General features: G+C 64.0%; 15 protein-coding genes and 1 riboswitch. Of the genes, 10 read left to right on the top strand and 5 right to left on the bottom strand.

Annotation, left to right across the window (positions count from 1 at the left end; translation table 11 throughout):
- Nucleotides 1-78 precede the first annotated feature (78 nt).
- The 4 genes from ribB to MA09_RS18005 form a co-directional block, all read right to left on the bottom strand.
- Entirely contained in the window at nucleotides 79-720 is a 642-nt protein-coding gene (gene ribB / locus MA09_RS18020; protein WP_036251497.1) for a 3,4-dihydroxy-2-butanone-4-phosphate synthase, read from the bottom strand.
- Between the two features lie 100 nt (nucleotides 721-820).
- A riboswitch (FMN riboswitch) is annotated at nucleotides 821-977 on the bottom strand.
- A gap of 70 nt (nucleotides 978-1047) precedes the next feature.
- Entirely contained in the window at nucleotides 1048-1461 is a 414-nt protein-coding gene (gene gloA / locus MA09_RS18015) for a lactoylglutathione lyase (protein WP_081897682.1), read from the bottom strand.
- Between the two features lie 96 nt (nucleotides 1462-1557).
- Complete coding sequence (locus tag MA09_RS18010; protein WP_152594698.1) at nucleotides 1558-1989, bottom strand: OsmC family protein; 432 nt, start codon at nucleotides 1987-1989, stop codon at nucleotides 1558-1560.
- 8 nt (nucleotides 1990-1997) lie between these two features.
- Nucleotides 1998-2324 (bottom strand): hypothetical protein, encoded by a 327-nt coding sequence (locus MA09_RS18005; protein ID WP_036251494.1) that lies wholly within the window; start codon nucleotides 2322-2324, stop codon nucleotides 1998-2000.
- Nucleotides 2325-2486: 162 nt separating this feature from the next.
- Here MA09_RS18005 and MA09_RS18000 point away from each other — a divergent pair, with 162 nt between their 5' ends.
- The 3 genes from MA09_RS18000 (at nucleotide 2487) to recN (ending at nucleotide 6148) form a co-directional block, all read left to right on the top strand.
- The gene (locus MA09_RS18000; protein WP_036251492.1) at nucleotides 2487-3383 is read left to right on the top strand and encodes a DUF3667 domain-containing protein; all 897 of its coding nucleotides are present in this window, start codon (nucleotides 2487-2489) and stop codon (nucleotides 3381-3383) included.
- A gap of 158 nt (nucleotides 3384-3541) precedes the next feature.
- Nucleotides 3542-4453 carry an NAD kinase gene (locus MA09_RS17995; RefSeq protein WP_036251489.1) on the top strand — a complete coding sequence of 304 codons (912 nt, stop codon included), beginning with the start codon at nucleotides 3542-3544 and terminating at the stop codon, nucleotides 4451-4453.
- Nucleotides 4454-4483: 30 nt separating this feature from the next.
- Nucleotides 4484-6148 (top strand): DNA repair protein RecN, encoded by a 1665-nt coding sequence (gene recN, locus MA09_RS17990; RefSeq protein WP_036251486.1) that lies wholly within the window; start codon nucleotides 4484-4486, stop codon nucleotides 6146-6148.
- Nucleotides 6149-6177: 29 nt separating this feature from the next.
- Here recN and MA09_RS17985 read toward each other — a convergent pair whose 3' ends face one another.
- Nucleotides 6178-6807, bottom strand: a complete 630-nt coding sequence (locus MA09_RS17985; RefSeq protein ID WP_036251484.1) for a membrane protein insertase YidC — start codon at nucleotides 6805-6807, stop codon at nucleotides 6178-6180.
- A 367-nt stretch (nucleotides 6808-7174) separates the two neighbouring features.
- Between MA09_RS17985 and MA09_RS17980 the strand changes: the two genes are divergently transcribed.
- The 7 genes from MA09_RS17980 to MA09_RS17950 all read left to right on the top strand — a co-directional run bounded on the left by MA09_RS17980 (nucleotide 7175) and on the right by MA09_RS17950 (nucleotide 14424).
- On the top strand, nucleotides 7175-7603 hold the full coding sequence (locus tag MA09_RS17980) for an organic hydroperoxide resistance protein (RefSeq protein WP_036251482.1): 429 nt from the start codon (nucleotides 7175-7177) through the stop codon (nucleotides 7601-7603).
- Between the two features lie 90 nt (nucleotides 7604-7693).
- Nucleotides 7694-8797: a ferrochelatase gene (gene hemH / locus MA09_RS17975; RefSeq protein WP_036251481.1), complete on the top strand. Its 1104-nt coding sequence runs from the start codon at nucleotides 7694-7696 to the stop codon at nucleotides 8795-8797.
- A 415-nt stretch (nucleotides 8798-9212) separates the two neighbouring features.
- Nucleotides 9213-9833 carry a nucleotide exchange factor GrpE gene (grpE, locus tag MA09_RS17970; protein ID WP_036251479.1) on the top strand — a complete coding sequence of 207 codons (621 nt, stop codon included), beginning with the start codon at nucleotides 9213-9215 and terminating at the stop codon, nucleotides 9831-9833.
- Between the two features lie 106 nt (nucleotides 9834-9939).
- Nucleotides 9940-11880 carry a molecular chaperone DnaK gene (gene dnaK, locus MA09_RS17965; protein ID WP_036251476.1) on the top strand — a complete coding sequence of 647 codons (1941 nt, stop codon included), beginning with the start codon at nucleotides 9940-9942 and terminating at the stop codon, nucleotides 11878-11880.
- Nucleotides 11881-12143: 263 nt separating this feature from the next.
- Entirely contained in the window at nucleotides 12144-13268 is a 1125-nt protein-coding gene (dnaJ, locus tag MA09_RS17960) for a molecular chaperone DnaJ (RefSeq protein ID WP_036251473.1), read from the top strand.
- 102 nt (nucleotides 13269-13370) lie between these two features.
- Entirely contained in the window at nucleotides 13371-14066 is a 696-nt protein-coding gene (can, locus tag MA09_RS17955; RefSeq protein ID WP_051933566.1) for a carbonate dehydratase, read from the top strand.
- Nucleotides 14044-14424, top strand: coding sequence for a nucleotide pyrophosphohydrolase (locus MA09_RS17950; protein ID WP_036251471.1), 381 nt, complete (start codon nucleotides 14044-14046; stop codon nucleotides 14422-14424). The genes can and MA09_RS17950 overlap by 23 nt, the downstream gene beginning before the upstream one ends.
- Nucleotides 14425-14428: the final 4 nt, after the last annotated feature.

Raw genomic sequence — 14428 nt, 5'->3', positions numbered from 1 at the left:
ACTGGCCGATGCTCAGCCGCCTCACGTCTGTTCAGATGTGATTTGAACGCGCGCTCGGGAGGACCCGACCACCCTACGTTAACGACTGCGCCATTCGATCATTTCCGCAATCGTCAGGATCGGGAAGCCGTGCAAGGCGGCGAAGCGCTCGATCTGCTCCCCGCGCATCATCGTCCCGTCAGGATTCATCAGCTCGCACAGCACGGCTGCCGGCTGCAGGCCCGCCATCGTCGCCAGGTCGACCGAGCCTTCGGTATGCCCGGCGCGCGCGAGCACGCCGCCCGGCGTGGCGCGCAGCGGGAACACGTGGCCCGGCCGCACCAGGTCTTCGGGCCTGGCATCCGGCGCGATCGCCGTGCGGATGGTGGTGACGCGATCCGCCGCCGAGACGCCGGTCGTGACGCCATGGCGCGCCTCGATCGACACGGTGAAGGGTGTGCCGTAGCGACTGCCGTTCTCCGCCGCCATTGGCGGCAACTCCAGCGCGCGCACCTTGTCGCTTGATAAGCACAGGCACACGATGCCGCTGCATTCGCGGATCAATAGCGCCATCGTCTCGACGCTGAGCCTGTCGGCCGCGACGATCAAGTCTGCCTCGTTCTCGCGGTCGAAATCGTCGAGCAGGATGACGGGAACCCCGGTGCGCATGGCGTCCAGGGCGGCGGCGATGCGGCCTTCCAGGTCGGTGCTGGTGAGGGAATGGGTGGTGGTGGCTAACATGTGAGACGCTCCTCGCAGTAAGTTGGCGAAAAACGCATCAGGGCAAAGCAAAGCGCGCGCTGATCCAGCCGCAAAAGGCGGATGGACAGCGCGTGGCAGCGCACATCTTCTTTCATCCGGACTATACCGTCGGCCCTGGCTTCTCACCAGGTCTGCTGACCCTGCTTGCGCAGGCGCTCGCGGGCTCGGCCCATTGCAGGCCATACCGCCGGTGGGGAATTGCACGGGGCCGCCCAGGCCCCGCCCCGAAGACGTCATTAAAGTGATACCTGATTTGTCAGGCCCGGCGATTGTAGCAGCGCGCTGCCGGTCCTGCTGGAGGCGAGCTTAGCTGCTCAGGCCGGCGCCCGCGGCATCGTCTTTGCGCTCGATGAGCTCGACCTTGTAGCCGTCCGGATCGGTAATGAAGGCGATCACGGTAGAGCCGCCCTTGACCGGGCCCGGCTCGCGCGTGATATTGCCGCCGAGGGCGCGCACCCCGTCGCAGGTGGCGTAGATGTCTTCGGTGGAAAGCGCGATGTGGCCGTAGGCCGTGCCCATGTCGTAGCTGTCCACGCCGTAGTTGTAGGTCAGCTCGAGTTCGGCGTGGTCCGGGTTGCTGCCGTAGCCGAGGAAGGCGAGCTTGTACTTGTACTCGGGATTGTCGCTGGTGCGCAGCAGTTTCATGCCGAGCACCTTGGTGTAGAAGTCGATGGAACGCTCCAGGTCGCCGACGCGGAGCATGGTGTGCAGGATGCGCATGAGCTTGTCCTTCTGGTAAAAACGGAAAGCGGTCATTCTATGCGCTGGCCGCGATTCCTGCCGGACGCTGCCTCAGTGGCAGCGTCCTTGCGCGCTTCAGCTCTCCAGCCGCGAGGTCATCGTGATGTTCGCGTTCAGCAGCTTCGACACCGGACAGTTTTCCTTTGCCGTGTTGGCCGCCTTGTCGAAGGCTTCCTGGCTGGCGCCCGGAATCTTGGCCACCAGGTCGAGGTGCACGGCCGTGATCGAAAATCCGCCTTCGACCTTTTCCATCGAGACGGTGGCGGTGGTGCGCAGTTCCTGGGCCGTCAGGCCGGCCTGGCCCAGCTGGCCCGACAGCGCCATCGTGAAGCAGCCGGCGTGGGCCGCGCCGATCAGCTCTTCCGGGTTGGTGCCGGGGCCGTCCTCGAAGCGGGTATTGAAGCCGTACTGGGCATCCTTGAGCACGCCGCTCGCGGTCGAGACGGCGCCCTTGCCGTCCTTCAAGCCGCCGCTCCAGACGGCGCTGCCGTTGCGTTTGATGGTCATGTCCTCTCCTAGAGATTGTTTTCGTCGGATTTGTCGTTGGTCGTGTCATGCCGGCGCATCGAACGGTTGGCGTCCGGCTGCGGATTGGCCTGGCCGGTGGCGCCCGGGGCCGGTTCTACCGCCCGGTCGAGGTCGCCTTCGCCATTGGTGCCGTACATGTCGGTGTTGACCAGGCCCTGTGCCATGTCTTCGGCGGCCTGCTTGATGATGCCGCGCGGTTCCTGGTCCTGTGCGTCCGGGCTTTCATCGCGCTCGTGCGGCTGGCGCTTGACGTTGTCGCCTTCTTCGATCGGTGCTTTCGTGTTGACGAAGCGGTCTTTGGTTTCGGTCACCATATCAGCCTCCTGGGTAACTTAGTGCGTTGCAGTTGATTCAATCGTAACCGTGCCCCGCCGATGGAGTCGCGCAATTGGGGCATGGAGGGTGAGAATGCGAGATGCTTTTTTGCAACTAAAACGATAACATGGCGGCTTCGACCTTATTGCCGGACTTGTACCTTGACTGCCAACGCCCTCGACACGCACCAGCACGCCCAATGTTGCAAGAACTGCGACACTGTTACTTCCGGCAACTATTGCCATCACTGTGGCCAGGCGACCCACCTGCACGTGCCGAGCGCACGCGAATTCCTGCATGAATTCATCGCGCACTACGTGGCGCTCGAGGGCAAGCTGTGGCGCTCGCTCAAGCTGCTGCTGTTCAAGCCGGGTTTGCTGAGCCGGGAATACATCGAAGGCCGCCGCGTGCGCTATATCGAACCGCTGCGCCTGTATCTCACCTTCAGCATCATCTTCTTTGCGCTGTTCAAGATGAGCGGGGTGGAGATCATCAACATCGGCGGCCGCAGCGACACGCCGCCAGCCTTGAGCGCGCCCGCCGGCGTCCAGCCGCAGAAGGAGACCGAGGATTCCGCGGACTTCAGGGAACTCCAGGACAAGACCAAGCGCTTGCTGGGCAACATCAGCCCAAGGCTGGAGCAGGGCGCCGGGCGCTTCTTTGCCATGTCGCCGAAAGACCGGAACGATACGGCCAAGCGCGTGTTCTTCAGCTATACCCCGTATGCGATCTTCCTGATGATGCCGGTGTTCGCGCTCTACCTGAAGCTGCTCTACCTCGGAACGGGGCGGCGCTACGGCGAGCACTTCCTGTTCGCCCTGCACAGCAACGGCTTCGCTTTCCTCATGCTGAGCTTGTTCATGCTGGCGGACGGCTGGAACTTCGTCCGCTTCGTACTGCTGGCCTGGCTGGTGTTCTACCTGCCGACGGCGATGCGGCGCGTCTATGGCGGCGGGCGGATCATGACGGCGCTGCGCTGGACCGTCCTGATGGTGCTGCACCTGTTCACCCTGGTGACGGCGGTCTCGCTGGCGGTAGCGGTCGGGCTGCTGCTCTGATCTTGCCGGAAGCGAGCGGCGCCCGTTATACTGTTTATTTGTACAGCCATTTGCGAGCGCCTGCAGGGCAAGCCGCCGTGGCTCCGCAGTGGCCCATCTATAGCAGACGCGGGGATAATCGGTTAATCTCCTAGTCCCTACCCAACCGTCCAAGACCCATGTCAGTGTCGCCTGAAAAGCAACAAATCATTGCGCTCGTGGTACGGCAGAACACGCCCGGCATCGAAGAGCCGGCCAGGCAACTCACGGCATTCCTGTCCGGCGCGGGTTACCGGGTAGTGTTCGAGGCCGATACCGCTGCTTACCTGGCTACCCTGGGCATCGAGGTCATCGAATCGATGACCGTGACCGAGATCGGCGAGCAAGCCAATTACGCCGTGGTCATGGGCGGCGACGGCACCATGCTCGGGATCGCGCGCCGGCTCGCCAAGTACGACATTCCGCTCATCGGCATCAACTCGGGCCGGCTGGGCTTCATCACCGACATCCCGCTCGACCACATGGTCCCGGCGCTGCACGAGATCCTGCAGGGCCAGGCCCGGATCGAGGAACGCAGCCTGCTGGAAGCGCGCGTGATGCGCGACGACCAGCAGATCTTCTGCGGCGTCGCGTTCAACGATGTGGTCGTGGCGCGCGGCACCGGCGCCGGCATGGTCGAGCTCAGCGTTTCGGTGGACGACGAGTTCATGTACAACCAGCGCGCGGACGGCCTGATCGTCTCCACCCCCACCGGCTCCACCGCATATGCGCTGTCGGCCGGCGGCCCGCTACTGCACCCGAGTCTGCAAGGCATCGTGCTGGTGCCGATCGCGCCGCATGCCTTGTCGAACCGGCCGATTGTCGTGCCCGAGTCGAGCGAGATCGTGGTGGAACTGGTGGCCGGGCGCGACATCAGCGTCAACTTCGACATGCAGACCTTCACCAGCCTGCAACTCGGCGACCGCATCGTCATCTCGCGCTCGCCGCACACGATCACCTTCCTGCATCCGCGCGGCTGGAGCTATTACCATACGCTGCGCGAAAAGCTGCACTGGAACGAATACCCGACCAACGAAGGCAAGCTGACGTAATCTCGTCAAACACAGGAGACCCGATTTTTCATGCTGCGCACACTTACCATCCGTGATTTCGTCATTGTCGACACGATCGAACTCGAGTTCTCGAACGGCTTCACGGTGTTCACCGGCGAGACCGGCGCCGGCAAGTCGATCCTGATCGACGCGCTGCAGCTGGCGCTCGGCGGGCGCGGCGACGCGAGCATGGTGCGCGAGGGGACGGCCAAGGCCGACATCACGGCCGATTTCGCGGTGACGGAGGCCGCTGGCGCCTGGCTGGCACAGAACGAATTCAGTGCCGAAGAGGGCGGCGCGCTGCTGCGCCGCGTGATCGACAATGCCGGCCGTTCCAAGGCCTATATCAACGGCATCAGCGCCACCGCGGCCCAGCTGCGCGAACTGGGGGACATGCTGGTCGACATCCATGGCCAGCATGCGCACCAGTCGCTGCTCAAGCTTGATGCCCAGCGTGCCCTGCTCGACAACCAGATCGCGGTGCGCGACCCGGCTGCCAGCGAAGAGGTGCAGGCCGTGGCGCTCGCCTACAAGGCGTGGAAGGCGCTGGTGCGCCAGCGCGAGGAATTCGAGAACGACGCACGCAACGTCCTGCTCGAGCGCGAGCGCCTGGAGTGGCAGGTAAGCGAGCTCGACAAGCTGGCCCCGAAGGCCGGCGAGTGGGCCGAGATCAGCAACGAGCACAGCCGCCTGTCGCACGCGGCCAGCCTGCTCGAAGGCGCACAGGAGGCGCTGCAGGCGATTTCCGAGGCTGACCACCCGATCCTGTCGCAGCTCTCCTCGCTGAACACCAAGCTGGGCAAGCTGGTGAGCGTGGACGCCGAGCTGCAGGCAGTGCTCGACTGCATGGAGCCGGCGCGCATCCAGCTGCAGGAAGCGGTGTACGCGCTCAACAACTACATCGACAAGGTCGAACTCGACCCTGCGCGCCTGCGCGAAGTGGACGCGCGCATGGAGGCGCTGCACAGCGCCGCGCGCAAGTACCACGTCACGCCGGAAGAACTGCACGAAGAGCACGCCGCCCTGGCCGCCCGCCTGCGCCAGCTGGCCGACGCCAGCGACATCGAAGGCCTGCGCAAGCAGGAGGAGAAGGCGAAGGCCGCCTATATGGAGGTAGCGCAGCGCCTGTCGAAGCGGCGCGCCGCTGCGGCCGTGGAGCTGGGCAAGGGAGTCACCAGCGCCATGCAAGAACTGAGCATGAGCGGCGGCCGCTTCGAGGTTGCGTTGAATGCCGGCGAGCCGGGCGCGCACGGCCTGGAACAGGTCGAGTTCCTGGTGGCCGGCCATACCGGCGTGGCGGCGCGGCCGCTGGCCAAGGTGGCCTCGGGCGGCGAGCTGGCGCGCATCTCGCTGGCGATCGCCGTGATCACCGCGCACGCCACCACCACGCCGACCCTGATCTTCGACGAGGTCGATACCGGCATCGGCGGCGGCGTGGCCGAGGTGGTGGGCCGCCTGCTCAAGCGCCTGGGCCAGCAGCGCCAGGTGCTGTGCGTGACCCACCTGCCGCAGGTGGCGAGCCAGGCCAACCAGCACTTCCAGGTGGCCAAGGGCACGACCGTCGACGGCCGTACGGTGTCGCGCATCGACGTGCTCGACACCCGGGCGCGCGTGGAGGAAGTGGCGCGCATGCTGGGCGGAATCGAGATCACCGAGACCACGCGCAAGCATGCGCGGGAGCTGCTGGCCTCGTAGTCGCCGGCATCGTGGCCGGAGCCGGCCGCTCAGGTCGGGGTCATGCGTACAAGGCGGCGCTCCTCGACGCGCAGCACGAGGTTCTGCACGACACTGGCAAAGGCCGACACCGCCCAGTACAGGCCGACGCCCGCCGCTACCTTCCAGAGGACGAAGGCGATCACGACCACTTGCACGGCCATCAGGAGCATTGCCGTCTCGCCCGCCGTGGTCGGTGAGTAATAGGTCGCAATGGCCGTCAGCACGAGCACGATGCCCGCCAACACGATGTCGGGCGAGGCCAGGTTGCGCATCCACAGGAAGGCGCCTGTGCTGGCGGTGGTGATCGCGCGGTACAGCAGGCCGAATACCGGCAATTGGATCAGTGCGCCCAGCAGGCTGGAGCGGTCGATCATGCGCGCGCCGTTCTCCTTGTACAGCGCCGAGATCGCCGCGAACATCGTTTTCGGATCATCTGCATGGCGCGCCTTGATCGCATCGACCTGCGGCTGCAGGGCCTTCATCTTCTTCTGGTTTGCCAGCATGTTGCGCGCGAGACGCAGGGTGAGCGGGAACAGGGCCAGGCGGACCAGCACCGCGAGGGCCAGGATGGTCCAGCCCATGTTCCCGTCGAACAGGCTTGCAAGCTGCGTCATGGCGAATGCCAGGGAGTCGTTCATTGCGTTCTTTCACTGGTTGACAAAGAAATACCAAACGTCATTCTACTGAGAGATTTCTCAAATAAAACCAGCCTTTCCCGATGCATGACTTCCGTTTTTCAGAAAGAAGACCTGGACGAAGCGGCCCGCACCGGACTTGCCAGATGCAAGTTCAAGGCCGCAACGCAAGACGGCATTCCGGTGCGTGGGTGGGCGAAACTGACCTACAAATGGACGCTCGAGTAGGGGGGGGGCGCCGGCGGTGATATTCAATGCGGGTCGCATGAGCCCTACTATCCAAGCGTCATCCCGCCTTCATCATTCTGTGGCAAAGTAATAAACGTTCCGCCCCCGCGGAGACGTCCAAACCACCACAGGAGAAGTTCGAATGAGCATCGAAAACGTGCTGTACCGCGCCCAGGCTACCTCGCAAGGCGGCCGTGAAGGCAGCTCGAAGAGTTCCGACAACGTGCTTGACCTGAAGCTGAGCACCCCGAAAGAACTCGGCGGCGGTGGCGGTTCAGGCACCAATCCCGAGCAATTGTTCGCGGCCGGCTATTCGGCCTGCTTCCTCGGCGCGCTGAAATTTGTGGCAAGCAAGGAGCAGATAACGCTGCCGCCGGACCTGACCGTGACCGGCGACGTCGGCATCGGCCAGATCCCGACCGGCTTCGGCATCGAGGTGGACCTCAGCATCAAGGCGCCCGGCATGGACCAGGCCCAGCTTTCGGATCTGGTCCACAAGGCCCACATCGTCTGCCCGTACTCGAACGCCACCCGCAACAACATCGACGTGCGCCTGCACACGTCCACCTGATTGAAACTGAACCGCTGTTGTCGGCCGTAGACACGTCAGGCAAGGGGGCGCCACTTATAATAGCGGGCGTTCCCTCAACCACCATCACACATGCCCTTCCGAAAAGAACCGCCTTTCTCCCACGGTACCGTGCCCTCCAGCGCCATCGTGCTGGTCAACCTCGGCACACCGGACGAGCCCACCCGCAAGGCCGTCCGCCGCTACCTGAAGCAGTTCCTTTCCGATCCACGCGTGGTCGAGATCCCGGCCAGGATCTGGTGGTTCATCCTGAACCTGTTCATCCTGCCTTTCCGTTCGGGCCAGTCGGCGGCCAAGTACCGCACCATCTGGACCAAGGAAGGCTCGCCGCTCAAGGTGCACACCCGGAAGCAGGCGGCGCTGCTGGAAAAGACCCTTGCCGAGCGTGGCCACGAAGGCGTGAAGGTGGCGATGGCGATGCGCTACGGCTCGCCTTCGCTGCCCGAGGTGCTGGAGCGCCTGCAGGCCGAGCACTGCCAGCGCATCGTGGTCCTGCCGGCTTATCCCCAGTACTCCGGCACCACCACCGCCTCGGTCTGGGACGCCGTCTATGCCCACTATGCCCGGGTGCGCAACATCCCCGAGTTGCGCCTGGTGCGTCACTACCACGACCACGAAGGCTATATCGAGGCGCTGCGCGTGCAGGTCGAATCGTATTGGGAGGCCCACGGCCGCGGCCAGAAGCTGGTGATGAGCTTCCACGGCACGCCCAAGCGCACCCTGATGCTGGGCGACCCGTACTTCTGCGAATGCCAGAAGACCGCGCGCCTGCTGGCGGCGGCACTGGGCATGGGCGCCGACGAATACATCGTCACCTTCCAGTCGCGCTTCGGCAAGGCGGAGTGGCTGCAACCCTACACCGCGCCGACCGTGCAGGAACTGGCGCGCCAGGGTGTGGAGCGGATCGACGTGATCTGCCCCGGCTTTACCAGCGACTGCCTGGAAACCCTGGAAGAGATCAATATGGAAGTGCGGCACGACTTCGAGGCCGCGGGCGGCAAGGAATACCACTACATCCCCTGCCTGAACGAGTCGCCGGCCTGGATCACGGGCCTGGCCGAGATCGCCGAACAGCACCTGATCGGCTGGCCGACCATCCTCACCCCGGCCCAGCGCGCGGCCCAGCGCCGCGATGCCCAGGTCGGTGCGCAGCACGCGGCCCAGCTGGGCGCCTGACGTGCGTCGCGGACAGCCCTTGCCAACCTGCTAAAATAGCCGATCCGCGTAGGGTGGGCGCGTTCCCCGTCCACCCTACGCGTGCCAGGGTGTTGCACCGATACCGACGTAGCACAGCCATGCCAGCACCGCGAGGGTGTACAGCACGACGGCGCCACTGATCAGTTGAAGTCTCATGATGTCCTGTCCCAGGTGTCTGCGGTCCCATACCGCAACCTTGACAGAAAGGTTAAAACTTTTCTTTGAGAAATGATTCAGGGAAAGCGTAAATCTTGTAACAAATGATTTCTACATTTTTATCAGGCTGTCCAAAATTCCCCTTGAAAATGTAGGACATCGCCTCATGTAGGGCCCTGTGTGTCAGGCAGGACACGTTACCAAATCAGCCAAGTCCTTGATTCTAGGAGTTTTTTCGATGCAAGACCAAGAAAACCAAGAGCTGTCCCAGCAGGGCAGCGGCGCAGCACAGACGGGCGCGAACGGCGCCGATCAGGCTACTGCCGCCACGAACGAGGCTGCACAGGCCAGCGCCGGCCAGGCAGGCGTACCGCCGACCGAGGCGGTGGGCACCGCCCAGTCCGACCTGGAAGCCCAGCTGAGCGCCACTGAAGCCAAGCTGGCCGAAATGCACGACGCCTTCATGCGCGCGAAAGCCGATGCGGAAAATATCCGCCGCCGCGCCCAGGAAGACGTCAGCAAGGCCCACAAATTCGCCATCGAAAGCTTCGCCGAGGCCATGGTGCCGGTGCGCGACAGCCTGGAAATGGCGCTGAAGGTAGAAACCCAGACTGTGGAAGCCATCCGCGAAGGCGTCGAAATGACGCTCAAGCAGCTGACCGCCGCGTTCGAAAAGAACCGCCTGGTCGAAGTGATGCCGCAGCCGGGCGACAAGCTCGACCCCAACAAGCACCAGGCCGTCGCCGTGGTGCCGTCCGAGCAGGAGGCCAATACCGTGGTCACCGTGCTGCAAAAGGGCTACATGATCGCCGACCGCCTGCTGCGTCCGGCCATCGTGACGGCGGCAGCGCCGAAGTAAGCAGGAGCTGGACGCTGCGCCTTGTTAAGGGTATGCCCTTGAAAGCACGCAGTATTTCCCAATATTGAATCCATCCGAAACTACAGCATTTAAAAGGAAAACAACTATGGGCAAGATCATCGGTATTGACCTGGGAACCACCAACTCCTGCGTCGCGATCATGGAAAATGGCCAGCCGAAGGTCATCGAAAACGCTGAAGGCGCGCGTACCACGCCGTCGATCATCGCTTACCAGGAAGACGGCGAGATCCTCGTCGGTGCGCCGGCCAAGCGCCAGGCCGTCACCAACCCGAAGAACACCCTGTTCGCGGTGAAGCGCCTGATCGGCCGCAAGTTCCAGGAAAAGGAAGTCCAGAAAGACATCTCGCTGATGCCTTACCAGATCCTGCAAGCCGACAACGGCGACGCATGGGTCGGCGTGCGCGACAAGAAGCTGGCTCCGCCGCAGATCTCGGCTGAAGTGCTGCGCAAGATGAAGAAGACCGCCGAAGACTACCTCGGCGAAGAAGTGACCGAAGCCGTCATCACCGTGCCGGCCTACTTCAACGACTCGCAGCGCCAGGCAACCAAGGACGCCGGCCGCATCGCGGGCCTGGACGTCAAGCGCATCATCAACGAGCCGACCGCGGCCGCGCTGGCATTCGGCCTGGACAAGACCGACAAGGGCGACCGCAAGATCGCCGTGTACGACCTCGGCGGCGGCACCTTCGACGTCTCGATCATCGAGATCGCCGACGTGGACGGCGAGAAGCAGTTCGAAGTGCTGTCGACCAACGGCGACACCTTCCTGGGCGGCGAAGACTTCGACCAGCGCGTGATCGACTACATCATCGACGAGTTCAAGAAGATCAACGGCCTCGACCTGTCGAAGGACCCGATCGCCCTGCAGCGCATCAAGGCTTCGGCCGAGCGCGCGAAGATCGAGCTGTCGTCCTCGCAGCAGACCGAGATCAACGAGCCGTACATCGCCATGGCGAACGGCGCGCCGGTCCACCTGAACCTGAAGATCACCCGCGCCAAGCTGGAAGCGCTGGTCGAGGAACTGATCGACCGCACCATCGAGCCGTGCCGCGTCGCGATCAAGGATGCCGGCGTGAAGGTCTCGGACATCGACGACATCATCCTGGTCGGCGGCATGACCCGCATGCCGAAGGTGCAGGAAAAGGTGAAGGAGTTCTTCGGCAAGGATCCGCGCAAGGACGTCAACCCGGACGAGGCCGTCGCTGTCGGCGCTGCCATCCAGGGCTCGGTGCTGTCGGGCGACCGCAAGGACCTGCTGCTGCTCGACGTGACTCCGCTGTCGCTGGGTATCGAAACCCTGGGCGGCGTGATGACCAAGATGATCCACAAGAACACCACGATCCCGACCAAGTTCTCGCAGGTGTTCTCGACCGCCGACGACAACCAGCCGGCCGTGACCATCAAGGTCTACCAGGGCGAGCGTGAGATCGCAGCGGGCAACAAGAGCCTGGGCGAGTTCAACCTCGAGGGCATCCCGCCGGCACCGCGCGGCACCCCGCAGATCGAAGTGACCTTCGACATCGACGCCAACGGCATCCTGCACGTGGGCGCGAAGGACAAGGCCACCGGCAAGGAAAACAAGATCACCATCAAGGCCAACTCGGGCCTGTCGGAAGAAGAAATCCAGAAGATGGTGAAGGACGCCGAGCTGAACGCCGAAGAGGACAAGAAGGTCAAGGAACTGGCCGAAGCCCGCAACCAGGGCGACGCGCTGGTGCACTCGACCCGCAAGTCCCTGACCGAGTACGGCGACAAGCTGGACGCCGGCGAGAAGGAGAAGATCGAAGCGGCGATCACCGACCTGGAAGGCGCGCTGAAGAGCGGCGACAAGTCGGACATCGACGCCAAGACCGCGGCCCTGTCGAGCGCGGCCCAGAAGCTGGGCGAGAAGATGTACGCCGACATGCAGGCGCAGCAGGCCGGCGCCGCCGGCGCGGGCGGTGCCCAGGCTGCCGGCGGCGAACAGCAGCCGCAGCAGGACGACGTCGTGGACGCGGACTTCAAGGAAGTGAAAGACGCGAAGTAATCCCTACCAGGGACGGACGAGCTGGGTTACACTCGTCCGTTCCCTGACCGGGACACGCCGAGCCGCTGCGACCGTTTGGTGCTCCGGCTCGGTTTTTTTCACACACCGCAGGGCACCTCGAAAAACCTGCTGCGCGTTGCACTGGCGGTCTGCGATGCTCGCTGTACGCCCGGTACAGCTGCGCTTCTCGACCACCATTGCTGCCGCTCGCGACGGTTTTTCGAGGTGCCTGTATTACCAGATCAACAAGCAAGGTGCCGCCAATGGCAAAGCGTGATTTTTACGAGATCCTCGGGGTCGCGAAGAATGCGTCGGAAGACGACATCAAGAAGGCTTATCGCAAGCTGGCGATGAAGTACCACCCTGACCGCAACCCCGACAACAAGGAAGCGGAAGAGAAGTTCAAGGAGGTCAAGGAAGCCTACGAGATGCTGACCAATCCGGAGAAGCGCGAGGCCTATGACCGCTACGGTCATGCCGGCGTGGATCCAAACATGGGCGGCGGCGGCGGCTTCGGCGCCGGAGGTTTCGGCGATGCCTTCGGCGACATCTTCGGCGACATCTTCGGCGGCGGCCGCGGCGGCCGCGGCGGCGGACCCCAGGTCTACCGCGGCGCCGACCTGCGCTACAACCTCGAGATCACCCTGGAGCAGGCGGCCCACGGCTACGAGACAACCATCCGCGTGCCGAGCTGGGACAAGTGCGACACCTGCCACGGCAGCGGCGCCAAGCCGGGCACCCAACCGGTGACCTGCACCACCTGCGCGGGCCACGGCCAGGTGCGCATGCAGCAGGGCTTCTTCAGCATCCAGCAGACCTGCCCGAAGTGCCACGGCAGCGGCAAGATCATCCCAGAACCGTGCGCAGCCTGCGGCGGCGCCGGACGCATCAAGCGCAACAAGACGCTGGAAGTGAAGATTCCGGCCGGCATCGACAACGGCATGCGCATCCGCTCGACCGGCAACGGCGAGCCGGGCACGAACGGCGGGCCGTCGGGCGACCTGTACGTGGAGATCCACATCAAGCCGCACCCGGTGTTCCAGCGCGAAGGCGACGACCTGCATTGCGAGATGCCGATCTCCTTCGCCAAGGCTGCCCTGGGCGGCGAGATCGAGGTGCCGACCCTGACCGGCAAGGTGTCGTTCACGGTGCCCGAAGGCACCCAGACCGGCAAGACCTTCCGCCTCAAGGGCAAGGGCGTCAAGGGCGTGCGTTCGGGCTACACCGGCGACCTGTTCTGCCACGTGGTCGTCGAGACCCCGGTCAAGCTGACCGAGAAGCAGAAGGACCTGTTGCGCGAGTTCGAGCGCTCGACCACCGAAGGTGGCGCCAAGCACAGCCCGCAGAGCAAGGGCTGGATGGACAAGGTGAAAGACTTCTTCGAGTAAGAAGCCGCTTCAAGAAACCGCTGACGGCGAAAGCCCTCGGCGGTTTTTTTTCGGCCTGCTGGTATACTTTGCCTATTCAGCACGCATCAACAGGGAGAAAAATTGGATAACAAGACGACGGGCGTGACCGCCGAAGACCTCTTCGCACGCAACCGCAAATGGGCCGCCTCGATGGTGGCCGAAGACCCGAACTTCTTCAAGGCGCTGTCCGACCAGCAGGCCCCGGAATACCTGTGGATCGGCTGCTCCGACAGCCGCGTGCCCGCCAACGAGCTGCTGGGCATGCTGCCGGGCGAGCTGTTCGTGCACCGGAACATCGCCAACGTGGTCGCCCACTCGGACCTGAACGCCCTGAGCGTGCTGCAGTTCGCGATCGACGTGCTGAAGGTGAAACACATCATCCTGTGCGGCCATTACGGCTGCTCGGGCGTGGGCGCGGCCCTGACCGGCGCGCGCGTGGGCCTGGCCGACAACTGGCTCGGCCACGTGCGCGACGTGCGCGACAAGCACGGCAAGTACCTCGGCAACGTGGCCGGCCGCGCGGCGGTCAACCGCCTGGTCGAGCTGAACGTGGCCGAGCAGGTGATCAACGTGGCCCAGACCACCATCGTGCGCGACGCCTGGGAACGCGGCCAGCCGCTGACCATCCACAGCTGGGTCTACGGCGTGCACGACGGCCTGCTGCGCGACCTCGGCATCACGGTCAGCAGCTTCGAAGAGATCGCGCCCAAGCTCGAGCGCGTGCTGCAAGGCTACATGGACGGGGACCAGGTTCGTGACGAACGCCGCGGACAGTGATCTAACGCGCTTGCGCGACCTCGTCCGCACGTTTGTGGACGAGCGCGACTGGGACCAGTTCCATACGCCGAAGAATCTCGCCTCGGCCCTGACGGTCGAGGCGGCCGAGCTGCTGGAGCACTTCCAGTGGCTCCAGCACGGGCGGGCTGAAGAACTCGGCCCGGACAAGCTGGTCGAGGTGCGCCACGAGATGGCCGACGTGCTGGTGTACCTGGTGCGGCTGGCCGACAAGCTCGACGTCGATCTCTTTGCAGCCGTGCAGGAGAAGATGGTGCTCAACCGGGCCAAGTACCCGGCCGAGCAGGTGCGCGGCGACGCGCGCAAATACCATGAGTACAAGCGCGAGTACAAGAAGTAGCCGG

It is taken from the genome of Massilia sp. BSC265 (assembly GCF_000740675.1).
In the GTDB taxonomy this organism is placed as follows: Bacteria; Pseudomonadota; Gammaproteobacteria; order Burkholderiales; family Burkholderiaceae_D; genus Telluria.
Note: the sequence above shows the minus strand (reverse complement) of the source record. Positions and strands in the feature narration are given on the sequence as shown.

Bases quoted from the DNA above. Each gene is read 5' to 3' on its own strand.
- MA09_RS17980 (WP_036251482.1), top strand. From the start codon at position 7,175: ATGAGCATCGAAAACGTGCTGTACCGCGCCCAGGCTACCTCGCAAGGC.
- hemH (WP_036251481.1), top strand. From the start codon at position 7,694: ATGCCCTTCCGAAAAGAACCGCCTTTCTCCCACGGTACCGTGCCCTCC.
- MA09_RS17985 (WP_036251484.1), bottom strand. From the start codon at position 6,807: ATGAACGACTCCCTGGCATTCGCCATGACGCAGCTTGCAAGCCTGTTC.
- grpE (WP_036251479.1), top strand. From the start codon at position 9,213: ATGCAAGACCAAGAAAACCAAGAGCTGTCCCAGCAGGGCAGCGGCGCA.
- MA09_RS18005 (WP_036251494.1), bottom strand. From the start codon at position 2,324: ATGGTGACCGAAACCAAAGACCGCTTCGTCAACACGAAAGCACCGATC.
- ribB (WP_036251497.1), bottom strand. From the start codon at position 720: ATGTTAGCCACCACCACCCATTCCCTCACCAGCACCGACCTGGAAGGC.
- recN (WP_036251486.1), top strand. From the start codon at position 4,484: ATGCTGCGCACACTTACCATCCGTGATTTCGTCATTGTCGACACGATC.
- MA09_RS17995 (WP_036251489.1), top strand. From the start codon at position 3,542: ATGTCAGTGTCGCCTGAAAAGCAACAAATCATTGCGCTCGTGGTACGG.
- dnaJ (WP_036251473.1), top strand. From the start codon at position 12,144: ATGGCAAAGCGTGATTTTTACGAGATCCTCGGGGTCGCGAAGAATGCG.
- MA09_RS18010 (WP_152594698.1), bottom strand. From the start codon at position 1,989: ATGACCATCAAACGCAACGGCAGCGCCGTCTGGAGCGGCGGCTTGAAG.
- gloA (WP_081897682.1), bottom strand. From the start codon at position 1,461: ATGCGCATCCTGCACACCATGCTCCGCGTCGGCGACCTGGAGCGTTCC.
- dnaK (WP_036251476.1), top strand. From the start codon at position 9,940: ATGGGCAAGATCATCGGTATTGACCTGGGAACCACCAACTCCTGCGTC.